Origin of the sequence: Kitasatospora sp. NPDC059812 (assembly GCF_042732075.1) — a bacterium.
Taxonomy (GTDB): Bacteria; Actinomycetota; Actinomycetes; order Streptomycetales; family Streptomycetaceae; genus Kitasatospora.
Window position 1 is genome coordinate 73,938 of sequence record NZ_JBHWIO010000029.1, and the last position, 18,339, is coordinate 92,276.

General features: G+C 74.7%; 17 protein-coding genes. 4 read left to right on the top strand and 13 right to left on the bottom strand.

Annotated features, from left to right (window positions below):
* Positions 1-6: 6 nt before the first annotated feature.
* Complete coding sequence (locus tag ACFV6D_RS17105) at positions 7-669, bottom strand: TetR/AcrR family transcriptional regulator (RefSeq protein ID WP_063346366.1); 663 nt, start codon at positions 667-669, stop codon at positions 7-9.
* Positions 670-761: 92 nt separating this feature from the next.
* Between ACFV6D_RS17105 and ACFV6D_RS17110 the strand changes: the two genes are divergently transcribed.
* Entirely contained in the window at positions 762-1,175 is a 414-nt protein-coding gene (locus ACFV6D_RS17110) for a hypothetical protein (protein WP_063346365.1), read from the top strand.
* Between the two features lie 39 nt (positions 1,176-1,214).
* On the opposite strand, the gene ACFV6D_RS17115 is transcribed toward ACFV6D_RS17110, so the two are convergent.
* The 4 genes from ACFV6D_RS17115 to ACFV6D_RS17130 form a co-directional block, all read right to left on the bottom strand.
* A complete protein-coding gene (locus ACFV6D_RS17115) occupies positions 1,215-2,984 on the bottom strand; it encodes an ABC transporter ATP-binding protein (RefSeq protein ID WP_063346364.1) in 1,770 nt (589 codons plus the stop codon).
* Positions 2,981-4,768 carry an ABC transporter transmembrane domain-containing protein gene (locus tag ACFV6D_RS17120; RefSeq protein ID WP_380560385.1) on the bottom strand — a complete coding sequence of 596 codons (1,788 nt, stop codon included), beginning with the start codon at positions 4,766-4,768 and terminating at the stop codon, positions 2,981-2,983. Before ACFV6D_RS17120 ends, ACFV6D_RS17115 begins: the two co-directional genes overlap by 4 nt.
* A 195-nt stretch (positions 4,769-4,963) precedes the next feature.
* Positions 4,964-5,701: a class I SAM-dependent methyltransferase gene (locus ACFV6D_RS17125; RefSeq protein ID WP_380339661.1), complete on the bottom strand. Its 738-nt coding sequence runs from the start codon at positions 5,699-5,701 to the stop codon at positions 4,964-4,966.
* Between the two features lie 318 nt (positions 5,702-6,019).
* Positions 6,020-6,823: an alpha/beta fold hydrolase gene (locus ACFV6D_RS17130; RefSeq protein ID WP_380560386.1), complete on the bottom strand. Its 804-nt coding sequence runs from the start codon at positions 6,821-6,823 to the stop codon at positions 6,020-6,022.
* A 254-nt stretch (positions 6,824-7,077) separates the two neighbouring features.
* Here ACFV6D_RS17130 and ACFV6D_RS17135 point away from each other — a divergent pair, with 254 nt between their 5' ends.
* The gene (locus ACFV6D_RS17135; protein WP_380560387.1) at positions 7,078-7,836 is read left to right on the top strand and encodes a helix-turn-helix domain-containing protein; all 759 of its coding nucleotides are present in this window, start codon (positions 7,078-7,080) and stop codon (positions 7,834-7,836) included.
* A 7-nt stretch (positions 7,837-7,843) separates the two neighbouring features.
* Here ACFV6D_RS17135 and ACFV6D_RS17140 read toward each other — a convergent pair whose 3' ends face one another.
* Positions 7,844-8,131: a hypothetical protein gene (locus ACFV6D_RS17140; RefSeq protein ID WP_380560388.1), complete on the bottom strand. Its 288-nt coding sequence runs from the start codon at positions 8,129-8,131 to the stop codon at positions 7,844-7,846.
* A 273-nt stretch (positions 8,132-8,404) separates the two neighbouring features.
* Between ACFV6D_RS17140 and ACFV6D_RS17145 the strand changes: the two genes are divergently transcribed.
* Positions 8,405-8,977 (top strand): RICIN domain-containing protein, encoded by a 573-nt coding sequence (locus tag ACFV6D_RS17145; protein WP_380339673.1) that lies wholly within the window; start codon positions 8,405-8,407, stop codon positions 8,975-8,977.
* Positions 8,978-9,058: 81 nt separating this feature from the next.
* On the opposite strand, the gene ACFV6D_RS17150 is transcribed toward ACFV6D_RS17145, so the two are convergent.
* The 7 genes from ACFV6D_RS17150 to ACFV6D_RS17180 all read right to left on the bottom strand — a co-directional run bounded on the left by ACFV6D_RS17150 (position 9,059) and on the right by ACFV6D_RS17180 (position 16,537).
* Positions 9,059-10,150, bottom strand: a complete 1,092-nt coding sequence (locus ACFV6D_RS17150; RefSeq protein WP_380560389.1) for an LLM class flavin-dependent oxidoreductase — start codon at positions 10,148-10,150, stop codon at positions 9,059-9,061.
* 63 nt (positions 10,151-10,213) lie between these two features.
* Positions 10,214-11,299: an LLM class F420-dependent oxidoreductase gene (locus tag ACFV6D_RS17155; RefSeq protein ID WP_380560390.1), complete on the bottom strand. Its 1,086-nt coding sequence runs from the start codon at positions 11,297-11,299 to the stop codon at positions 10,214-10,216.
* 80 nt (positions 11,300-11,379) lie between these two features.
* Positions 11,380-12,999, bottom strand: coding sequence for an ABC transporter substrate-binding protein (locus ACFV6D_RS17160; protein WP_380560391.1), 1,620 nt, complete (start codon positions 12,997-12,999; stop codon positions 11,380-11,382).
* Positions 13,000-13,091: 92 nt separating this feature from the next.
* Positions 13,092-13,868, bottom strand: a complete 777-nt coding sequence (locus ACFV6D_RS17165) for an ABC transporter ATP-binding protein (protein ID WP_380560392.1) — start codon at positions 13,866-13,868, stop codon at positions 13,092-13,094.
* On the bottom strand, positions 13,865-14,647 hold the full coding sequence (locus tag ACFV6D_RS17170) for an ABC transporter ATP-binding protein (protein WP_380378319.1): 783 nt from the start codon (positions 14,645-14,647) through the stop codon (positions 13,865-13,867). The genes ACFV6D_RS17165 and ACFV6D_RS17170 overlap by 4 nt, the downstream gene beginning before the upstream one ends.
* On the bottom strand, positions 14,644-15,591 hold the full coding sequence (locus ACFV6D_RS17175; protein ID WP_380560393.1) for an ABC transporter permease: 948 nt from the start codon (positions 15,589-15,591) through the stop codon (positions 14,644-14,646). The genes ACFV6D_RS17170 and ACFV6D_RS17175 overlap by 4 nt, the downstream gene beginning before the upstream one ends.
* A gap of 1 nt (position 15,592) precedes the next feature.
* A complete protein-coding gene (locus tag ACFV6D_RS17180; RefSeq protein WP_380428558.1) occupies positions 15,593-16,537 on the bottom strand; it encodes an ABC transporter permease in 945 nt (314 codons plus the stop codon).
* A gap of 744 nt (positions 16,538-17,281) precedes the next feature.
* On the opposite strand from ACFV6D_RS17180, the gene ACFV6D_RS17185 reads away from it, so the two are divergent.
* Complete coding sequence (locus ACFV6D_RS17185; RefSeq protein ID WP_079135394.1) at positions 17,282-18,223, top strand: response regulator transcription factor; 942 nt, start codon at positions 17,282-17,284, stop codon at positions 18,221-18,223.
* Positions 18,224-18,339 lie beyond the last annotated feature (116 nt).

The following is an 18,339-nucleotide window of genomic DNA, read 5'->3' on the forward strand; positions in this document are numbered from 1 at the left end:
GAGGCGTCAACGGGCGGCGACGAGGCCGTCCACCAGGGCCCGCAGGCCGTCCAGGTAGGTGTCGTCGGTGGTCAGCGCGGCCCAGCGGTCCGCGACCTGGGCGAGGCGGGGGAGTTCGTCCGGGTCGAGGCCGGCGAACACCTGCTCCCGGTACGTGGCGCGCTCGTCGTCCGCGCGCCGCCGGGCCGCCGCCGCCCGGACCACCAGCTCGCCGGCGGTGTAGTACCAGATCGTCCGGTACCCCTGCACGGCCCGCTCCGGCGTGAGGCCGCACGCGGTGAGGCCGTCGACGATCTGCTCGACGAACCACAGCGCGGACGCGGACATCAGGTCGTCGGCGGTGAGCACCTCGACGATCCAGGGGCAGTCGGCCAGGGCCTCGTGGATCGCGGCGGCGGACCTGACGACGCGGTCGCGCGGGTCGGCGGGTAGTTCGGGCCGGCGCAGTGTCCGTGCCGCGTGGTCGTCCAGCAGCAGGACGAGCAGTTCCTCCTTGTCGCGTACGTGGTGGTAGAGCGCCATCGGCGTGCTGCCGACCTCGGAGGCGAGGCGGCGCATGGTCAGCCGGTCCGCGCCCTCCTCGGTCACGATCCGGCGGGCCGCCTCGACGACCTGCTCACGGGAGATGCGGGGCGGTCGGCCCGAGGTCCTGCGCGGTGCGGTCGGCATGGGTCCATTCTTCCCCAGGGGTCGACAGCGGCGATGGTGTGGGGTTAGTTTTCTTACGCGTATAGAAATTGCTGACCGGAAGGAACACCGCCATGACGCCCACCGCCGTCGACCTGTTCGCCTCGGCCCTGCACTTCCACCCCGACGGCGAAGTCCGCGCCGCCGAGCGGCAGATGGCCGGCGGCGCGCCGGACATCTGGCACCTCGGCGCCTTCCACGTGGAGACCGACGCCGACGTCCACGCCGACCACTGGGAGATGCACCCGGAGGCCGACGAGGCGGTGTGCTGCCTCGCCGGCGGCGCGCGGCTCTACCTCCGACCCGCGGGCGGGGACGGCGACGGCGCGGGGGGCGGTGCCGACGAGCTGGTGCCGCTGCCCGCCGGCAGCGCGGTGGTCGTCCCCCGCGGCCGCTGGCACCGCCTCGAACTCGACGGCCCCAGCGACCTGATGTCGCTCACCCTGCGCCACGGCACCCGGCTCGAAAAGCGCACCGACACCCCCTGACCGCAGGCGCCCCCGGGCGGCTTTCTCAGCGGCGGCCGGTCAGGACTCCCCGCTCCACGACCGCCAGAGCGCCGCGTACGCCCCGCCGGCGGCGACCAGTTCGTCGTGGGTGCCCAGCTCGACGATGCGGCCCGCCGCCATGACGGCGACCCGGTCCGCGTCGTGCGCGGTCTGGAGCCGGTGGGCGATGGAGATGACCGTGCGGTCGGAGCGCACGGCCGCCATCGCCCGCTCCGCCTGCCGGGCCGTGGTCGGGTCGAGCAGGGACGTCGCCTCGTCCAGGATCAGGGTGTGCGGATCGGCAAGCTGCACCCGGGCCAGGGTGAGCTGCTGGGTCTGCGCGGCGCCGAGTTCGGTCCCGCCGGTGCCCAGGAGCGAGTCCAGCCCGTCCGGGAGGTCGCGCACCCAGTCCGCCTCCACCAGGGCGAGCGCGGCCAGCACCGCCGCGTCCTCGGCGTCCGGGGCGGCCAGCGTCATGTTCTCCCGGAGCGTCCCCATGAACACGTGGTGCTGCTGGGTGATGAGCACGACGCGGTTGCCCAGCTCGCCCGCCGCGGCGAGGTCCGCGACCGGCACGCCGCCGACCAGGATCCGCCCCGCGTCCGGGGCGTCGACGCCGGCGAGCAGCTTGCCGAGGGTCGACTTGCCGGCGCCGGACGGGCCGACCACGGCCAGCCGCTCGCCCGGCCGGACCACCAGGTCGACGTCCGTCAGCACGTCGTGCGAGCCGGTGTAGGCGTACCGCACGCCGACGGCCTCGATCCGGTCGTCGGCGGGGCGCAGTCCGGTGGCCGGCGGCTCCTGCGACACCAGGCCGACGCCCTTGATGCGGGCGAACGACGCACCGCTGCGCTGCAGTTGCTCGACCCAGTTGAGCGCCCGGTCCAGCGGGTCGACGAGCTGCCACATGTAGAGGCCGCCCGCCACCACCGCGCCCAGCGTCACCGAGCCGTGGAGGTGGCCGAGGCCGCCCACCAGCAGGACGAGCGCCATCGGCAGCGCGTGCGCGAACTCGGTGACCGGGAACAGCACGGTCCGCAGGAAGAGAGTGCGCACCCCGGCCCGGTAGGCGGTGTCGACGGCCCGGTCGACCACGCCGTCCTGGCGCGCCCCGACCCCGTACGCCTCGATGGTCCGGGCGCCGTGGGCCGTGGAGTTGAGGACCTCGGTGACCCCGCCCGCCGCGGCCCCCTCGGCGAGGTAGGCCTCCCGGGCCCGGGACAGGTACCAGCGGCTCACCGCCCAGACGATCGGCAGGCCCACCAGGGCGCAGAGCCCGATCAGCGGGTCGAGCAGGAAGGTCGCGGTGAGGATGACCAGCACCTGGACGACGGCGATGAAGACGTCCGGGGCCGCGTTGCGCAGGGTGGCGGCCACGGTGCCCACGTCCAGCGAGGAGCGGGTCACCAGGTCGCCGGCGCCGACCCGTTCCGCGTACCGCCCGGGCAGTGCGAGCGTCCGGTCGACGACCTCCTCGCGGAGCCGGGCCAGGGCGCGTTCGCCGAACCGGTGGGAGAGGTAGCGGGCGTAGCGGGTGAGCACCAGCTGGGCGAGGGCGAACCCCAGGACCGCCGCGGCGAAGCCGTCCACCTGGCCGACCGTCAGCTCGCCGTTCTCGACCCGGGTGACGATGCGGCCCAGCAGCCACGGCCCGGCGACGCCCGCGAGGGCGGCGAGGCAGGTGAGGGCGACGATCGCGCCCATCGCCCGGCCGTCGTCCGCCAGCAGGCGCCAACTGGCCCGGCGCACCGTCGCGGTGTCGGCGACCGGGAGGCGGCGGGGGGCGTCGGGGGTGTCAGGGTTGCTCATCGGACCATGCCTTCCTCGGCGTCCGCAGGGGCGCTCGCCGGGTGGTCGTCGCTGCCGCCGCGGAACACCAGCGCCGCGTAGCCGGGGTCGCGGGCGAGCAGCTCGCCGTGGGTGCCGGTGGCCCGGACCTTGCCGTCCACCAGGTGGACCACCTCGTCGGCGCGGCCGAGCACCAGGGGGGAGGTGCTGACGACCAGGGTGGTCCGGCCGCCGCGCACGGCGCCGATCCGGGCCGCCACGGCCGCCTCGGTGAGCGCGTCCAGCGCCGAGGTGGGCTCGACCAGCAGCAGCACCTCGGGATCGGCCAGCAGCGCGCGGGCCAGTCGCAGCCGCTGGCGCTGCCCGCCCGAGACGTTGCCGGCGCGGTCGTCGAGCGGCGCGTCCAGGCCGCCCGGCAGGGCGTCGACGATGTCCTCGGCCGCGGCGGCGTGCAGGGCGCGCCGCAGCTCCTCCTCGGTGCGGTCGCCGCGGATCGACACCGCGGAGCGGAGCGTGCCGCCGAACACGTACGCGTCGTCGTCCGACACCAGGATGTGGCGCCGTAGTTCGGCGGGCACCCAGTCGGAGAGCCTGGTGTCGCCCCAGGTGGCGTCCGAGTCGGTGTAGCCGCCCAGCCGCTCGACGACGGTCCGGGCCTCCTCGGGCCGGGCGGCGGCCAGCGCGGTGAGCCGCCCGGGCCGCAGCAGCAGGCCGGAGTCGGGATCGCTCAGCCCCGCCGGGGCCTCCGGCGGGGTCGTCAGTGTCCGGCTGCGCGTCGAATCCGGCCGCAGCGCCAGGATGTCGATGACCCGGCGGGCGGAGACCAGCCCGCGCGGCAGGTCGTCCGCGCCCTCGACGAAGGCGGAGACCGGCACCAGCAGGGCCGCCACGTAGCCGTAGACGGAGACCAGTTCACCGACCGTGATCGAACCGGCGGCCGCCATCCGGGCGCTGAGCCAGGTCACCACGGCCAGGAAGACCACCGGCAGGCAGGCGCCGAGCGCCTGCACCCAACTGGTGAACGAGGCCACCCGGTAGCCGAGCGGGACGAGGGCCTGCGAGCGCTCCCGGTAGCGCCGGGCGAACATCGGCTTGCCGCCGATGCCGTTCAGCACACCCAGCCCGGCGACCAGGTCGCCGGCCAGGGCCGTCAGCGCCCCCTGCTGCTCGCGGTAGCCTCCCTCGGCGCCGTGCAGCTTCCCCAGCAACGGGCCGACGGTGAGGGCCAGTAGCGGCACCCCGAGGAGGATCACCGCGGCGAGCAGGACCGAGATCCGGACCAGCAGGACGGCGGTGGCGAGGTAGGCGATGACCGCGCCGACCCCGGGCCCGGTGATGGTCAGCGTCTGCGCGATCCGGCCGATGTCGCCGGCCTGGAGATGGGTCAGCTCACCGGCCGACACCTGGCGCGGCAGCGTCGTCCCCAGCCGGTTGACGTGCCGGGTGATGACCTGGACGGTGCGGTACGCGGCGTCCGCCCGGACGAAGGTCATGGTGCGGTGCCGCAGGATCCCGAGGACGGCGATGAGCGCGCCGACCACGAGGACGGCCGACACCCAGAAGACCAGCGCGCCGCTGTCGCGGGCCCGGAGGCCCTCGTCGATCGTCCTGGACATCAGGTAGGGCGGCAGCATCAGGGCGCACATCCACAGGCTGCCCCAGGTCGAGCCGAGCAGGACGCGGCCGCGCTGCCTGCGCACCAGCCACCAGAGGAAGCGCAGCGGACTCCGGTGGTCCGGCAGCCCGGGATCACGGTAGGGGACCCGGCGCGCACCCCCGGGCAGGTCCGGTCCGTCGCCGGTCATCCCGCCTGCCCCCGGGCAGGCCCCCGAGCTATGAACTGGTCCAGGATCCGTTGACGTCTCATTCCCGGAGTCTGGCAGACCGCCCCGCCACGGAACTGACGCACCCCCAGGTCGGGCTGGCGGGGGCCGCGGAGCCCGGCTGACCCGGGGGTGACGCGGTGGGGGCGGTCGGTTCCGGCGGCCGCCCCCACCGGGTCACCTCTGCGGTGTGCCGGCCGCGCCCACCACCAGCCAGTGGGACGGGAGGTCGATCCGGCTGCCGTCGGGCGCGAACTCGGTGAGGAACAACGGCAGTTCGCCGGAGGCGAGGACGGTGAGCCCGGCGGTGCGAAACAGTTCGCCGAAGGCCGAGTCGACGACCTCGGCGGGGGCGAGGCCGTGCTCGAAGACGGGGCGCAGCTTCGGGGGAGGGCCCTGCGGGCTCTGGGCGAGGCCGGCCAGGACGGCCTTCGCCGACGAGGACAGCTCGACGACGAACGCCCGGCCGCGATCCCCGACCAGGGCGGCGATGGCGTCGGCGACCGGCTGGCGGTCGGCCGGTTCGCACTGGTGGATCAGGGCGCGTACGTACACGTTGGCATCGCCGAGCCGGGCGTGCAGCTCCCGCACGCCCTGCCGGTCGGTGGCGTCGAGCCGGGCGAACTCGGCCCGCCCGTCCGGATGCTGGGTGCGGGCGAGCTCCACGGCGGCGGTGGACAGGTCGACCCCGAGGGCGCGGTCGAAGCGTTCGGCGAGGAAGCGGGTCTGGGTGCCGTTGCCGCAGCCGACGTCGACGACGGGCAGCGCCGGGTCGACGAGGTAGGGGTCGAACAGCGCGAGGTGCACGCTCGCGGTGAGTGCCGGCTCCGCGTCCCAGATCACCGCGCCGGCCTCCGCCGGTGCGTCGCGCCAGAAGCCCTCCCAGGCGTTCAGGTATCGACTCGACACGGGCATGGCGGAGAACCTCCCAGCTGGTGAAGCACGGTGTCGGGATCGTCCCCGGACAGCGGACAGCGGACAGCGGACAGCGGACAGCGCGTGGGGAATCCGGCGAAGGCCTCCGCCTCCCGGCTTTCCCCGGCCCCCGAGCTGTGCGCAGCTCCGTCCGACCGGACGGCCGATGACGGTCAGTCACGCTAACGGCCCCGGCGGGCGAGGCCGGCCGCGCGTCACCCGAACGCGGTAATTCCGAGGGAAGTTCGCCCGAACGGCCGCCCGTCGTGCGAGCGCTTCGCGGTGACCCCGCAGGGCCGGTTCGGGTCGGTGCGGGGCTCAGCCGGCCACGCTCGCGGGGGTGGCGGCGAGGTCGCGGACGGTGTCGGCGATGGCGTGGAAGTCCTTGCGCAGGATCTTGGAGTGGTTGCTCGCGACCTTCGTGCTGACCCGGATGTTCGGGTTGCGGGCGAGCACCGGGTCGAGGTTGGTGCGGATCTGTTCCATCAGCTTCGCTTCGCCGCCCAGGTTGCCGCCCGTGGCGACCACGTACCGGACCGGTGCGGTCACCTGGTCGAAGACCGGGTCGAGGGCGGCGGGCGCGCAGAGCTCGTTGATCTCAAGATTGATCTCGGCGTGCTGCTCGGCGCTCATCCGCGCGGCCATGCCGAGTCGGCGGGCGATCGGGAACAGCGGGCTGAGCCGGCGGAACAGCTTGCGGATCTGCTCCCGGGTGGCGTCGTCGAGCCACTCGTGCGGGAACGCGCCGTCCACGGACACTGCCCCGAGGACGCGGTCCGGGTTCCGGGCGGCCCAGTGCACCGCGAGCATCGCGCCGTAGGACCAGCCCACCAGGATCGGCCGGTCCACGCCCCTCGCGGTGAGGACGGCGTCGACGTCGCGCAGGCACGCTTCGAACGAGTAGTCCGCCGAGCGCTTCGACTTGCCGCGGGCGCGCTCGTCGAAGGTGATGTGCCGGTAGCCGTCGCCGAGGTCGGCGATGACGCGCCGCCAGTGCGACTGGTCGGCGTAGGAGCCGTTGAGGTAGACCACGGGACGGCCGGGCCCGCCGGTGTCGGTCACGGCCAGGGCGGTGTCGTCGACGGAGACCATGCCGGTCCAGACGGGCTGCTTGATGGTCATGGGGTGCCTTCTTCCGGGTGTGGGGGTGGCGGGCTGCTGCGGCTCGTTGTTTCTGATGATGGAAACGCTACGTTGCCTTCACGGATAGTGGCAACAAGTCCGTTGCTTGAAATCGGTATCGATGCAGGTGAAAGCGGAATTATCGTTGCAGTGGCTTTGGATTTAACGCAACGCCAGCCGCCGTCTTCGTTGCACTGGAATGGGGGTGAACGCTATGGTGAGGGCATTCAGGGAAGCGTGAAGGGAGAATCGCGGTGCCGGGAGGCAGGCTCACTCAGCAGGAACGCCAGCAGATCGCGCTGGGGATGGCCGACGGCCTCGCCTACGCGGAGATCGCCAGGCGGCTCGACCGACCCACCTCGACGGTCACGCGCGAGGTGATGCGCAACGGAGGCCCCACCGCCTACCGCGCCGACCTGGCCCACCGCGCCACCGAACGCCGCCGCGCCCAACGGCGCAGGCCGGCCGCGCCCCGGGGGCCGGAGGCGCCCCCGCAGGCCCACGGGCGCGACGCCGAGGCCGTGCGCGAGTACCAGGAGACGTACACCACCGTCCTGATGGCCTCCGGCATGCCCAAGATGACGGCCCGGGTGCTGGCCTGCCTCACCCTCACCGACAGCGGCAGCCTCACCGCGTCCGAGCTGGCCCGGCACCTCCAGGTCAGCCCGCCGTCCATCTCCAAGGCGATCGCGTTCCTCGACGGCCAGGGCCTCGTCCGCCGGGAGCGCGACGAGCGCCGCCGCGAGCGCTACGTCGTCGACGACGACGTCTGGTACCAGTCGATGATGGCCAGCGCCCGCGCCACCGCCCACCTCGTCGAGGTCGCGCGGCAGGGCGTCGGCGTCCTCGGCCCGCAGACCCCGGCCGCCACCCGCCTGGAGAACATCGCCCGCTTCGTCGACTTCGTCTCCGAGAGCATCGTCCGCGCGGCGGAGCAGGCCCGCGAGATCCTCCACACGAAGCCGGAGGCGGCCCCGGCCGGCCCGGCCGCTCCGGGTTCGGGCCGCGGATAGCCGGCGATCACCGGGAGGCGGCGCGGTAGGCGCGGCGCCAGGGGCCCGGGTCCGCGCCGAGGGCCTGGACGATGTCGGAGAGCAGTTCGACGTCCAGGCGTTGGCGTCCGCTGCGGAAGCAGTCGTAGACGGTGATCCGCCCGGGTGTGCGTTCCCCGGCCGGGACGCCGCGGGCTGCCCGGACGGAGCTGATCCGCCGGACGATGGTCGAGTAGGAGGGGCTGCCGGCCTCCTGCCGGAGCAGGGCGAGGGACTCGGCGAGTGCGTCCAGGGAGTGCGAACTGGCTGGCGTCACAGCGGAGTTGGCCTCGACTGCCCGGCAGGTGCACCGGGCCGCTGTGGTGCGCATAGGTGACCAGGTCAAAGCTCTGTCCTCCCCCTGCCGAGCCTGCGTGAACAGCCTCTTCGCGCCGGGGGTTCCTGTCAACTGAGGTGAATCAAATGGCGAGATCCATACACTCCCGTTTGTTCGGGATCGTTCGGAAAGCTGGCCCAGGCCCTCACCCCCGCTGTCAGGATGGCCGCATTCCGCAGTGACACACCGTCAGAGAGGGAGGTGTCGGACCTCATGAAGTCCGCCCGAAAGATCGTCTCAGCCCTGGCACTCGCGATCGGCCTGAGCGTCTCGTTGCCCGTCGCCGCCGCGCAGGCCGACCCTGTCAATCCGCAGCCCTACGCCTACGGTTCCCTCGTGGCGCTCGCCCGCCCGGCCAGCGGCGGCCCCAACGGCACCTACTACTGCATGGACGAGTACCGGCAGACCAACGGCGACGGCCGGCCGGTCGTCCTGCGCCCGTGCGACGGCTCCTGGAACCAGTTCTGGTTCGTCTCGCCGGACGGCCTCATCCACAGCACCAACGACGGCCGTTGTCTGTCGGGCCACGTCCCGAGCGGCCCGTCCGACGGCCCGGGCGCCACGGCGGTGGGGTGCAACGGGGGTGACCCGAAGCAGCGTTGGACGTTCGACACCGACCGCGGTGTGTGCAACGCCGTCGGTGCCTGCCTGACCTACGTCGGCAACCAGGGCCCGCGGTCCTCCTACGGACTCTGGACGCTGGGGCGGAACGCGAGCATGGGGCAGACCCAGGAGTTCGACTGGCACCACTCCGACAGCGACCGTCCGATCAACCCCAACATCTAGACATCTGGGCACTGTCAGGGGACCGGCGCGGCCGGGGGCGAGGCGGTGATCGCCTCGACCCCGGCCGGACGGGGGCGCCGGTCACCAGACGCGGCGGTCGGCGGGGGTGCCCAGGCCGGCGCGGAGGTGGCGGACGAGGCTGCGGCGCAGCTCGCGGTCCTGGTCGGTCTCGACGGGGAGGTCGAGCTGGACGATGTCCACGCCGGCCGAGCGGAGCAGGCCGATGCGGGCGGCGACGGTGGCGGGGGAGCCGGCGTAGGCGGCGGTGAGGGAGCGGCGGATGTAGGCGGCCACCTGCTCGTCGCCCCGGGAGGGGTCGGAGCGGCCGCGCTCGCGGTCGCGGTCGAGCTGGACGGCTTCCGTCCAGGGCCCGCCGCTACCGGAGGTGAGGCGCAGGGCGTCGCGGCGCAGCCGGCGGACGCGGTCGCGGGCCGCCTCGTCGGTGTCGGCGAGGACGACGGTGACGTGCCGCCAGATCCGCAGGGTCCGGCCGTGCGCGGCGGCGGCGGTGCGGACCTGGGCGATCCGCCGCCGAGTGTCCGGCAGCGGCAGCGGGCTGACGGCGTACACCTCCGCGTAGCGGGCCGCCAGGTCGAGGCCCTGCGGTGACGAGCCGCCGAAGGAGAGCAGCTCGCCGCCGGGTCTGGGGTGCAGGCCGGGCCGGGCGGCGGTCACGGTGTAGAACTCGCCCTTGTGGTCGATGTCCTGGTCGGCGGCGAGGTAGCGGGTGAACAGGTCGAGGTACTCGTCGGCCCGGCGGTAGCGCTCCTGCTTGTCCAGGAGGTCGCCGTCGCGGGCCGTGTCGTGGTCGCTGGAGCCGATGATGACGTGGGCCGCCGCCCGCCCGCCGGAGAGGCGGTCCAGGGTCGCGAGGGAGCGGGCGGCGACGGTCGGCGCGGTGGTGCCGACCCGGTGGGCGACCGCGATGCGCAGCCGGGTGGTGGCGGCCAGGGCCCACGAGGCCACCAGCCACGGGTCGGGCCACGAACTGGACTGCACCACCAGGGCGCTGTCCAGCCCGTCCTCCTCGTTCTCCCGCGCGGTGCGGGTGACGTACGCGGGGTCGGCGGTGCGGTCGCGGCCGTCGGGGGCCCAGCGCAGGGCCTGGCGTTCCTGCGCGGTGTGGCCGGGGACGGGTGCGGCGCGGACCCCGCCGCGGATTTCGAGTGGCACGGCTCGCCTCCGGTCGTGAGCGTCGTGAGGGTGACAGGGGATGGGACGGGTGGGGCGCGACGGTCAGAGGGCGGCCGGCCCGAGCCGGGCCAGGGTGTCGAGCAGCTTGGCGCGGCTGACGAACACCTCGGGCGGCAGCGACACGTACAGCTGGATGGTGGTGACACCGGGGCGGTGGTAGGCGAGGATGCGTTCCCGGCACTCCTCCGGCGAGCCGCTGATGAACAGCCCGTCGACGACCTCGTCGGGCAGCGCCTTCTGGGCGCTCTCCGGGTCGCCGGCCGCCCAGAGGCGGTGGGTCTCGGCGAGGAGTTCGCCGTGGCCCAGCCACTCGTGGAACTTGCGGTACGGCTCGCGGTTGAGGATCCAGGCGAGGAACGGCCGGCTGGCGCGGTGGGCGTAGTCGGTGTCGTCGGTGGGGCAGACGAAGACCTTGACGACCAGTTCCTTCCCGGGCGGCTGCGGGCCGACGGCGTCCAGGATCTTCGGCACGTCGTGCGGGAACAGCAGGTTGGTGATGGCGCCGTCGCCCTCGTTGAAGCCGAGCCGGAGCATGTTGGGCCGCAGCGCGCCCAGGATGACCTTGACCGGCTCGGTCGGGGGGTGCGGCAGCCGGTAGCCGGTGATGTCGAAGGTGTCGAACCCGCCGGTGACGTACTCGCCGCGCAGCGCCCGGGTGACGAAGCGCAGGACGTCCCTGGTCCGCTTGAACGGCTCGTCGAACGGGATGCCGTTGATGTCGGTGACGTGCGCGGGCACCGAGGCGCCGATGCCCAGCAGCAGTCGGCCCGGGGCGAGTTGGGCGAGTGTCGCGGCGGTCTGGGCGAGCACGGCCGGGCCGCGGGTGTGCACCGGGACGATGCCGGTGCCGATCCGCAGCGAGGGGGACCAGGCCGCCGTGGCGGCCAGCGGGGTGAAGGCGTCGGTGCCGCCGCCCTCGGCGCTCCACACGTCGGTGTAGCCGAGGTCGGGCAGCCGCTCGACCAGGAACCGGTGCCGGTCGATGGTCAGGCCGGGCAGCGGGAGGGTGATGCCCCACTTGGGCGGCGCGGCGTGCTCGGGGCCGTGCGCGGAGCCGTGTGCGGAGCCGTGTGCGGAGCCGGGCGGGACGGTCCCGCTGTGGTGGTGCGGTCGGTGCGGGTCGGTCATCGGGATGGCCGTCCTTCCTGTGGTGCGCGGTGCTCTTCGGCGGTGGCGGGCGAGGGCGGGGGAGAGGCGGTGTCCGCGGGTCAGCGGACCCATACGGTGGTCAGGTCGAGGAACCAGGACTGCGGCTGCACGAGCCCCTGGACCCTCGGCGAAAGGGCCCGCGGATTGCGGTCGTTGACCACGAACAGCCAGGGCGCGTCCTGGGTGACCAGGGCGAGCGCCTTGCGGTACCCGGCCTGCCGGGCGGCCTGGTCGGCATCGGCGGCCGAGGAGGCGAGCAGCTCGTCGACCTGCGGGTTGGCGTAGTGGCCGGTCCAGAACGGGCTCTTGGAGCCGATGAACAGCGGGAGCAGCGCCTCGGACTGGAACAGCGTGGTGGACTGGGCGACGGCGTCCGAGCCGAGCGCCACCTGGCCCTTGGCCTCGGCGCCGATCAGCGTGGTCCAGTCGGTGGTGCGCAGCTCGACCTTGATGCCGACGGCGGCGAGATCCCGCTGGAGGGCCTCGGCGATCGGCACCGGCAGCAGGTTGCCGCTGCCGCCGGTGGGCACGGTGACGGAGGTGCTGAAGCCGTTCGGGATGCCGGCCTCGGCGAGCAACTGCCGGGCCTTGGCGGGGTCGTAGGAGTAGACGTCGCCGGCGGGGTCGTAGGCGGCGGTGGCGCGCGGCGCGGTCTGGTAGGCGGGGTCGGCGGTGCCGTGCAGCAGCTTCTCGGCGATGGCCTTGCGGTCGATCGCGTAGTTGGCGGCCCTGCGGACCAGCGGGTTGTCCCAGGGCGCCTTGGAGGTGTCCAGGATCCAGTACCAGAGGTGGTCGTAGCTGTTCGTGGCGATCTGGACGCCGTCGGCCTTTAGGCTGTCGATGTCGTCCGGGTTCGGGTACTCGATCCAGTTCACGCCGCCGGAGCGCAGGGCGGCGGTGCGGGCCGCGGCGTCCGGCAGCGCCTTGATCACGAGCCGGTCGAGCCTGGGGGCGCCGCGCCAGTAGCCCTTGTTGGCGGCCAGCTCGATCTGCTGGCCCTCGGTCTGCGAGACGAACGAGAAGGGGCCGGTGCCGACCGGGTGCCGGGCGAAGTCCGCCGAGCCGGACTTGCGGACGGCGGTGGGGCTCGCGATCAGGACGTGCGCGAGGTCCTCGGGGAAGTGGCCGTTGGGGTCCTTGGTGACCAGCTCGACGTGGTCGGCGTCGGTCTTGCGGTACGAGGCGATGTCGCCCGCGTACTCGGCGGCGGCGGCGCCGAGGGCGTCGGTGTACTCGGGGCTCTTCTTGTCGAGGTAGCGGGCCAGGTTGAAGACCACGGCGTCGGCGTCGAACGGGGTGCCGTCCTGGAACGTGACGCCCTTGCGGAGGGTGAAGGTCCACGTCCTGGCGTCGGCGGCGACCTGCCAGTCGGTGGCCAGGGCGCCGGTGACGACCGGCGGCTTGTCGGTGTCCTTGAGCAGTTCGTACCGGGTGAGGCCCTCGTAGAGCTGGAAGGAGACCAGCCGCTTGCCCTCGAAGCCGGCGCCGCCGATCACCGTGTCGGGGTTGGGGAGTTTGCCGGTGGCGCCGATGACCAGGGTGCCGCCGCGGCCGTCACCGCCGCCCGCCCCCGCGGAGCCGCCGCCGTCGGAGCCGGCGCAGCCTGCCGCCGCCGCGAGCAGAACGGCGGCGGCCGGCAGGGCGACGGCTCTGGAGCGGATACGGCTGGTGCGCGTCATGGCGATTCCTCGTCGGTTCGGTGGTGCGGAGGTGCGGGGGTTCGGTGGTGCGGGGGTTCGGCGGTGTGTCGGCACGGAGCTTCGGCGGCGGGTCACGCGACGCCGGTGGCGGCCTCCAGCAGCGCCCGGGTGTACGGGTGCGCGGGGGAGTCCCAGAGCAGGCCGGCCGGGCCCTCCTCGACCACCTGGCCGTGCCGCAGCACCAGCACCCGGTGGGCGAGGTGCCGGACGACGGCGAGGTCGTGGGAGATGAACAGGTAGGCCAGGCCGGTGCGTTCCTGGAGGTCGGTCAGCAGGTCGAGCAGGCGGGCCTGCACGCTGCGGTCGAGGGCGGAGGTCGGTTCGTCGCAGACGACCAGGTCCGGTCCGGTGGCCAGGGCCCGGGCGACGGCCACCCGCTGGAGCTGCCCGCCGGACAGCTCCCGCGGGTAGCGGTCGGCGAGTGCGGGCTCCAGGCCGACCTGGGCGAAGAGCCGGGCGACGGCCGCGGCGCGTTCGGCGCGCGGCGTACCGTGCAGGCGCAGCGCGAAGGCGACCGCCTCCCCGGCGCGCAGGCTGGGGTTGAGCGATCCGCGCGGGTCCTGCGGGACGAACTGGAGGCGGCCCCGCAGCGCCCGGTCGGCGCGGCCGCGCAGCCGGTACGGATCGCGGCCGGCGAAGCGGACGCTGCCGGCGTCGGGGGCGAGCACCCCGAGGGCGAGCCGGGCCAGGGTGGACTTCCCCGAGCCGGACTCGCCGACCAGGCCGACGGTCTCGCCCGGTGCGACGGTGAGGCTGACGGCGTCCAGGGCGGTCCGGTCGCCGTAGCGCTTGGTGACGGCGTCGACGACCAGGACCGGGCCCGGGTGGGTGTGGTCTACGGCGTTCATCGGCGGGCTCCTGGTTCGGCGGCCACCAGGGCGGCGGTGAAGGCGTGTTCCGGGTCGCCCAGCACCCGTTCGGCGGGACCGAGTTCGACGATCCGGCCGGCCCGCATGACCGCCACGGTGCCGCCGATCCGGCGGGCCGCCGCGAGGTCGTGGGTGACCAGCAGCAGGGCGATGCCGCAGTCGGCGCGCAGGGTGGTGAACAGGTCGAGGATCCGCCCGCGGATCAGCGCGTCGAGCGCGGTGGTCGGCTCGTCGGCGATCAGCAGTTCCGGGCCGCAGCAGATCGCGACGGCGATGGCGGCGCGCTGGCGCAGGCCGCCGGAGAGCTCGTGCGGGTAGGCCCGGGCGACGCGTTCCGGGTCCGGGATGCCGGCGGTGGCGAGCAGCTTCGGCACGGCCGCGCGGGCGGCCCGGCGGTCGGCGGCGATCCCGTGCCGCCGCAGCACCTCGGCGAGCTGCGGGCCGATCCGGCGCAGCGGGTCGAGCGAGGCGGCCGGGTCCTGCGGAACGTAGCCGATCCGCCGGCCGCGGACGTCGGCCAGTGCGCGTTCGCCGAGCGCCCGCAGGTCCGTCCCGGCGAGCCGGACGCCTCCGGTGACGGCGGCGCCGTGCCCCGGCAGCCCGAGCACCGTGCGGGCGACGGTGGTCTTGCCGCTGCCGGATTCGCCGAGCAGCACCAGGGAGCGGCCGGCGGGCAGGGTGAGGGAGACGTCGTCGACGGCCCGGACCCCGCCGGGGTACTCGACGGTCAGGCCGTTGATCTCCAGCAGCGTGCTCATGCGCCCACCCGCTTCGCGGCTCCCGGCCGGGCCGAGCCGTCGGCCGAGCGGTCGGCTGAGCGGTCGGCGGACTGGTCGGTGGACCGGCTCGCGGCGGCGGGGGCGGCGTGCGCCAGCAGGGCGCCGGTGTCGCCGACGCGGGTGCGCAGTGTCTCGCCGAGGGTGTTGAAGACGACCGAGACGGCGATGATGACCAGGGCCGGCAGGACCGCCACCCAGGGGTGGGTGAGCAGCGAGGGCCGCAGCTCCTCCAGCATCGCGCCCCACTCGGCGGTGGGCGGGGCGACCCCGAGCCCGAGGAAGGACAGCCCGGCGGCGTACATGATGGCCAGCCCGACCAGCGAGGACGCGTACACCAGGACCACCGGCGCGACCACCGGGGCGACCTGGCGCAGGACCAGCGACCCCCAGCCGGCGCCGCTGACCCGGGCGGCCACCAGGTATTCGGCGGCCCGGACGCGCCTGGTCTCGGTGAACGCGACCCGTGCCACCGCGGGGGTGAGCACCACCGACAGCGCGAGCACGGTCGCGCCCAGGCCGGGCGTGAGCAGCGAGGCGATGGCGATCGCCAGCAGCACCCCGGGGAAGGCGTAGAGCACGTCCAGCAGGCGCAGCAGGGCCTGTTCGGTGATCCGGCCGCCGAGCCCGGCCACGACGCCGAGCAGGGTGCCGACGACGGCGGCCACCGCGACCGGGACGAGCCCGCCGGTGAGCGAGGCGCGCCCGGCCCAGATCAGCCGGCTGAGCAGGTCGCGGCCCTGGCCGTCGGTGCCGAGCAGGTGGCCGGGGCTGCCCGGGTCGAGCAGCCGGTCCGCCAGCCGCCCGGCGGCCGGGTCGTACGGGGCGACCAGCGGTGCGGCGAGCGCGAGCAGGACCAGCAGCGCCGCGAGGGCGGCGGGGACGGTCAGGCCGAGGTTGCCCCGGCTGAGGACACGTGACGTCACATCAGTTCCTTACTCGCGGGTCGATCGCCGCGTGCGCCGCGTCCACGAGGATGTTGACGCCGACGAACGCGACCGCCACCACCAGCACCCCGCCCTGCACCAGGGGCAGGTCGCGGGAGGTGAGCGCGTCGTACAGCAGCCGGCCGACGCCGGGCCAGGCGAACAGGGTCTCCACGAAGATCACCCCTTCCAGGAGGTAGGCGAGTTGCAGGCCGCCGATGGTCAGCAGCGCCGGCGAGGCGTTGTGCACGCAGTGCCGCAGCACGGTGGCCGGGCGCAGGCCGCGGGCGCGCAGCGAGTCGGCCAGCTCGCCGGCCAGCACGCCCCCCAGCGCGGCCCGGAACACCCGGGCGGTGAGCCCGAGCGGGACGAGCGCGGCGGCCACGGCCGGCAGGATCAGGTGGCGGGCCAGGTCGGGCAGGCCGCCGGAGCCGAACACGTCGTGCGTGCCCCCGGCCGGCAGCCAGCGCAGGCCCACGGCGAAGACGGCGATCAGTAGCAGGGCCACCGAGTACTGCGGGGCGGAGACCGCGAGGGCGGACAGCGCGCCGGAGATCCGCCCGCCGGGGCCGCGCGGGCGCAGCGCGCCGACGGCGCCCAGCGCCACCCCGCCGACCAGCACCAGCAGGAAGGCGGCCGCGGTCAGGGTCAGCGTCTGGCCGAGCGCCGGGAGCAGCAGGTCGGCGACCGGGCGCTGGCCGGAGACGGAGGTGCCGAGGTCGCCGGTGAGCGCGTGCCAGAGCCAGGAGGCGTAGCGGACGGGCAACGGCTGGTCCAGGCCGAGCCGTTCGGACAGCTCGCGGCGGGCCTCGGGCGGTGCGCCCGGCCCGAGGAAGAGGGCCACCGGATCGCCGGGGACGAGCGTGACGGTCGCGAAGACGACGGCGGTGACGCCGAGCAGGGTCGGTACGGCCAGCAGGAGGCGGCGCAGCAGGAAGCGGGTCACCCGGCCCTCCGTGGCGTGGCGCCGGACTGGCCGGCGGCGGGCCGGTTGGGCGGGGCGGGCATGGGGCTGGTGGTCCTTCCGGGAGGGGCGGTTCGGGGAGCGGTTCGGGACGGTCGGCGGTGGTGACCGGCAGTCACCGGCGGCGTCCGGGGTGCTGGACCGCCGGACCGGGGCCGTGGGACGGGCCGTTCGCCGGGGGGCGGATGCCGCGTCCGGGCGGGATCGGGTGCCGGAGCACGGGTCGGGCGGTCCGTGGGACGGGGGACGTCGGTGCCGCTCCGGCAGCTGCGGCCGCTTGAAGGAGCGTTGCGGACCGGTGGCCCGGACAGCCAGTCAGCACTTGATGCTGTTACTCCTGGTCACAGCATCCGGAGTGTCAGGACCGCCACTGCCCAGGACGCCGAGCCCCGGTTCCGTCCTTGACCTGCACAAGGAACCGGACCTAGGGTTCCCCGCATGGCTATTCGGCGGACCGACATCACCCTGGTCGGGATCGGCGGCTCGTGGCACCGACGGTGTTTCGACGAGCTCTGTCGCCCGCGCGCTGCGCGCTGACCGCCCCGTTCCCAGCCGCTGCGGTCGGCGCCCCTCCCCAGTCCCGGATTCCGCAGCCGACGCCCGTGCGCGTCCTCGACGGATCCTCGCCGCAGCACCCGTGCCCACCGGGCCGGCCCGCCACCAGCAAGGGGACCGTATCGCCATGCCGTACCTCAGACGCCCTGCCTCCGCCCCCGGGGGTGCGCGATGGCAGCAGTGAGCAAGCTCGCCGTCCCGGCCGGCCCGCGCGGCCGCCGGATTCCCGCCCGACGCGGCGCCTGCGGCGGCGCCACCCTGGTGGACGCCCCCGCCGCGGGCGCGCCGCCGGTGCACGCCGCACCCCCGGCGCAGGCCGAGATCGACAACCCGCTCGACCTGATCGCCGGTCACCAGCTGCTGGCGGAGACGGTGACGCCGCCACCGTCGGTCGGGCCGACCGCCACCGGTTGCGGGTGCGGCCATCCGATGTGCGTGGAGGAGGACCGCGACCGCACCGCCGACGCCCGGGTGTTCCTGGTCGAGCGGCACTCGGTGGCCAGCGCCGGGCTGCGCAGCGTGCTGACGACCGTGCCCGGGCTGGCCGTGGTCGGGTCCACCGGCGACCCGCTGCGCGCGGTGGCCGCCGTGCGCCGGGTCGCCCCCGACGTCATCCTGCTCGGCCGCGGCGCGAGCCTGGAGGCCGACCTCGCCGTCGTGGTGGCGCTGCGCGGCCCGGACGCGGCGCCCGACGCCCGGGTGCTGCTGCTGCGCCGGGCCGAGTCGACCGCCGAGGCGAGCCGGATGCTGCTGGCCGGGGCCAGCGGCTGCTTCCCGCTCGACCTGGCCGAGGACCGGATCATCAGCGCCGTCCAACTCGCCGCGGCGGGCGGGTCGGTGTTCCTGCCGGCGCCGCCGCCGGCCCGGACCCACGCGGCGGCGCCCCCGCAGCACGTCGGCGAACTGCCGCCGCAGCACGCCGGACTGACGGATCGTGAGCACGAGGTGCTGGTCCAGCTCGGGCTCGGGCTGAGCAACGCCGAGATCGGGCGGGAGCTCGCCCTGGCCGAGGCGACCGTGAAGAAGCACCTCACCCAGGCCATGCGCAAGATCGGGCAGCCCGACCGGCTGCGCGCCGCGCTCTACGCCCACCGGCACGGCCTCGCCGGGTAGGGGGGGGGGGGGGGGGGGGGGCCCGCCCGGGGGGGGGGGGGCGGCCCCGGCCCCCCCCCCCCCGCCCCGCCGAGGGCGCGCGCACCCGCACGGCGGGGGGCGGGGAGGCGCCCGCC

What these genes read in the sequence shown, in the direction of transcription:
- ACFV6D_RS17165 (WP_380560392.1), bottom strand. Translation starts at nt 13,868, where the DNA reads ATGAACGCCGTAGACCACACCCACCCGGGCCCGGTCCTGGTCGTCGAC.
- ACFV6D_RS17120 (WP_380560385.1), bottom strand. Translation starts at nt 4,768, where the DNA reads ATGACCGGCGACGGACCGGACCTGCCCGGGGGTGCGCGCCGGGTCCCC.
- ACFV6D_RS17155 (WP_380560390.1), bottom strand. Translation starts at nt 11,299, where the DNA reads ATGACCGACCCGCACCGACCGCACCACCACAGCGGGACCGTCCCGCCC.
- ACFV6D_RS17170 (WP_380378319.1), bottom strand. Translation starts at nt 14,647, where the DNA reads ATGAGCACGCTGCTGGAGATCAACGGCCTGACCGTCGAGTACCCCGGC.
- ACFV6D_RS17145 (WP_380339673.1), top strand. Translation starts at nt 8,405, where the DNA reads ATGAAGTCCGCCCGAAAGATCGTCTCAGCCCTGGCACTCGCGATCGGC.
- ACFV6D_RS17105 (WP_063346366.1), bottom strand. Translation starts at nt 669, where the DNA reads ATGCCGACCGCACCGCGCAGGACCTCGGGCCGACCGCCCCGCATCTCC.
- ACFV6D_RS17130 (WP_380560386.1), bottom strand. Translation starts at nt 6,823, where the DNA reads ATGACCATCAAGCAGCCCGTCTGGACCGGCATGGTCTCCGTCGACGAC.
- ACFV6D_RS17125 (WP_380339661.1), bottom strand. Translation starts at nt 5,701, where the DNA reads ATGCCCGTGTCGAGTCGATACCTGAACGCCTGGGAGGGCTTCTGGCGC.
- ACFV6D_RS17160 (WP_380560391.1), bottom strand. Translation starts at nt 12,999, where the DNA reads ATGACGCGCACCAGCCGTATCCGCTCCAGAGCCGTCGCCCTGCCGGCC.
- ACFV6D_RS17115 (WP_063346364.1), bottom strand. Translation starts at nt 2,984, where the DNA reads ATGAGCAACCCTGACACCCCCGACGCCCCCCGCCGCCTCCCGGTCGCC.
- ACFV6D_RS17110 (WP_063346365.1), top strand. Translation starts at nt 762, where the DNA reads ATGACGCCCACCGCCGTCGACCTGTTCGCCTCGGCCCTGCACTTCCAC.
- ACFV6D_RS17185 (WP_079135394.1), top strand. Translation starts at nt 17,282, where the DNA reads ATGGCAGCAGTGAGCAAGCTCGCCGTCCCGGCCGGCCCGCGCGGCCGC.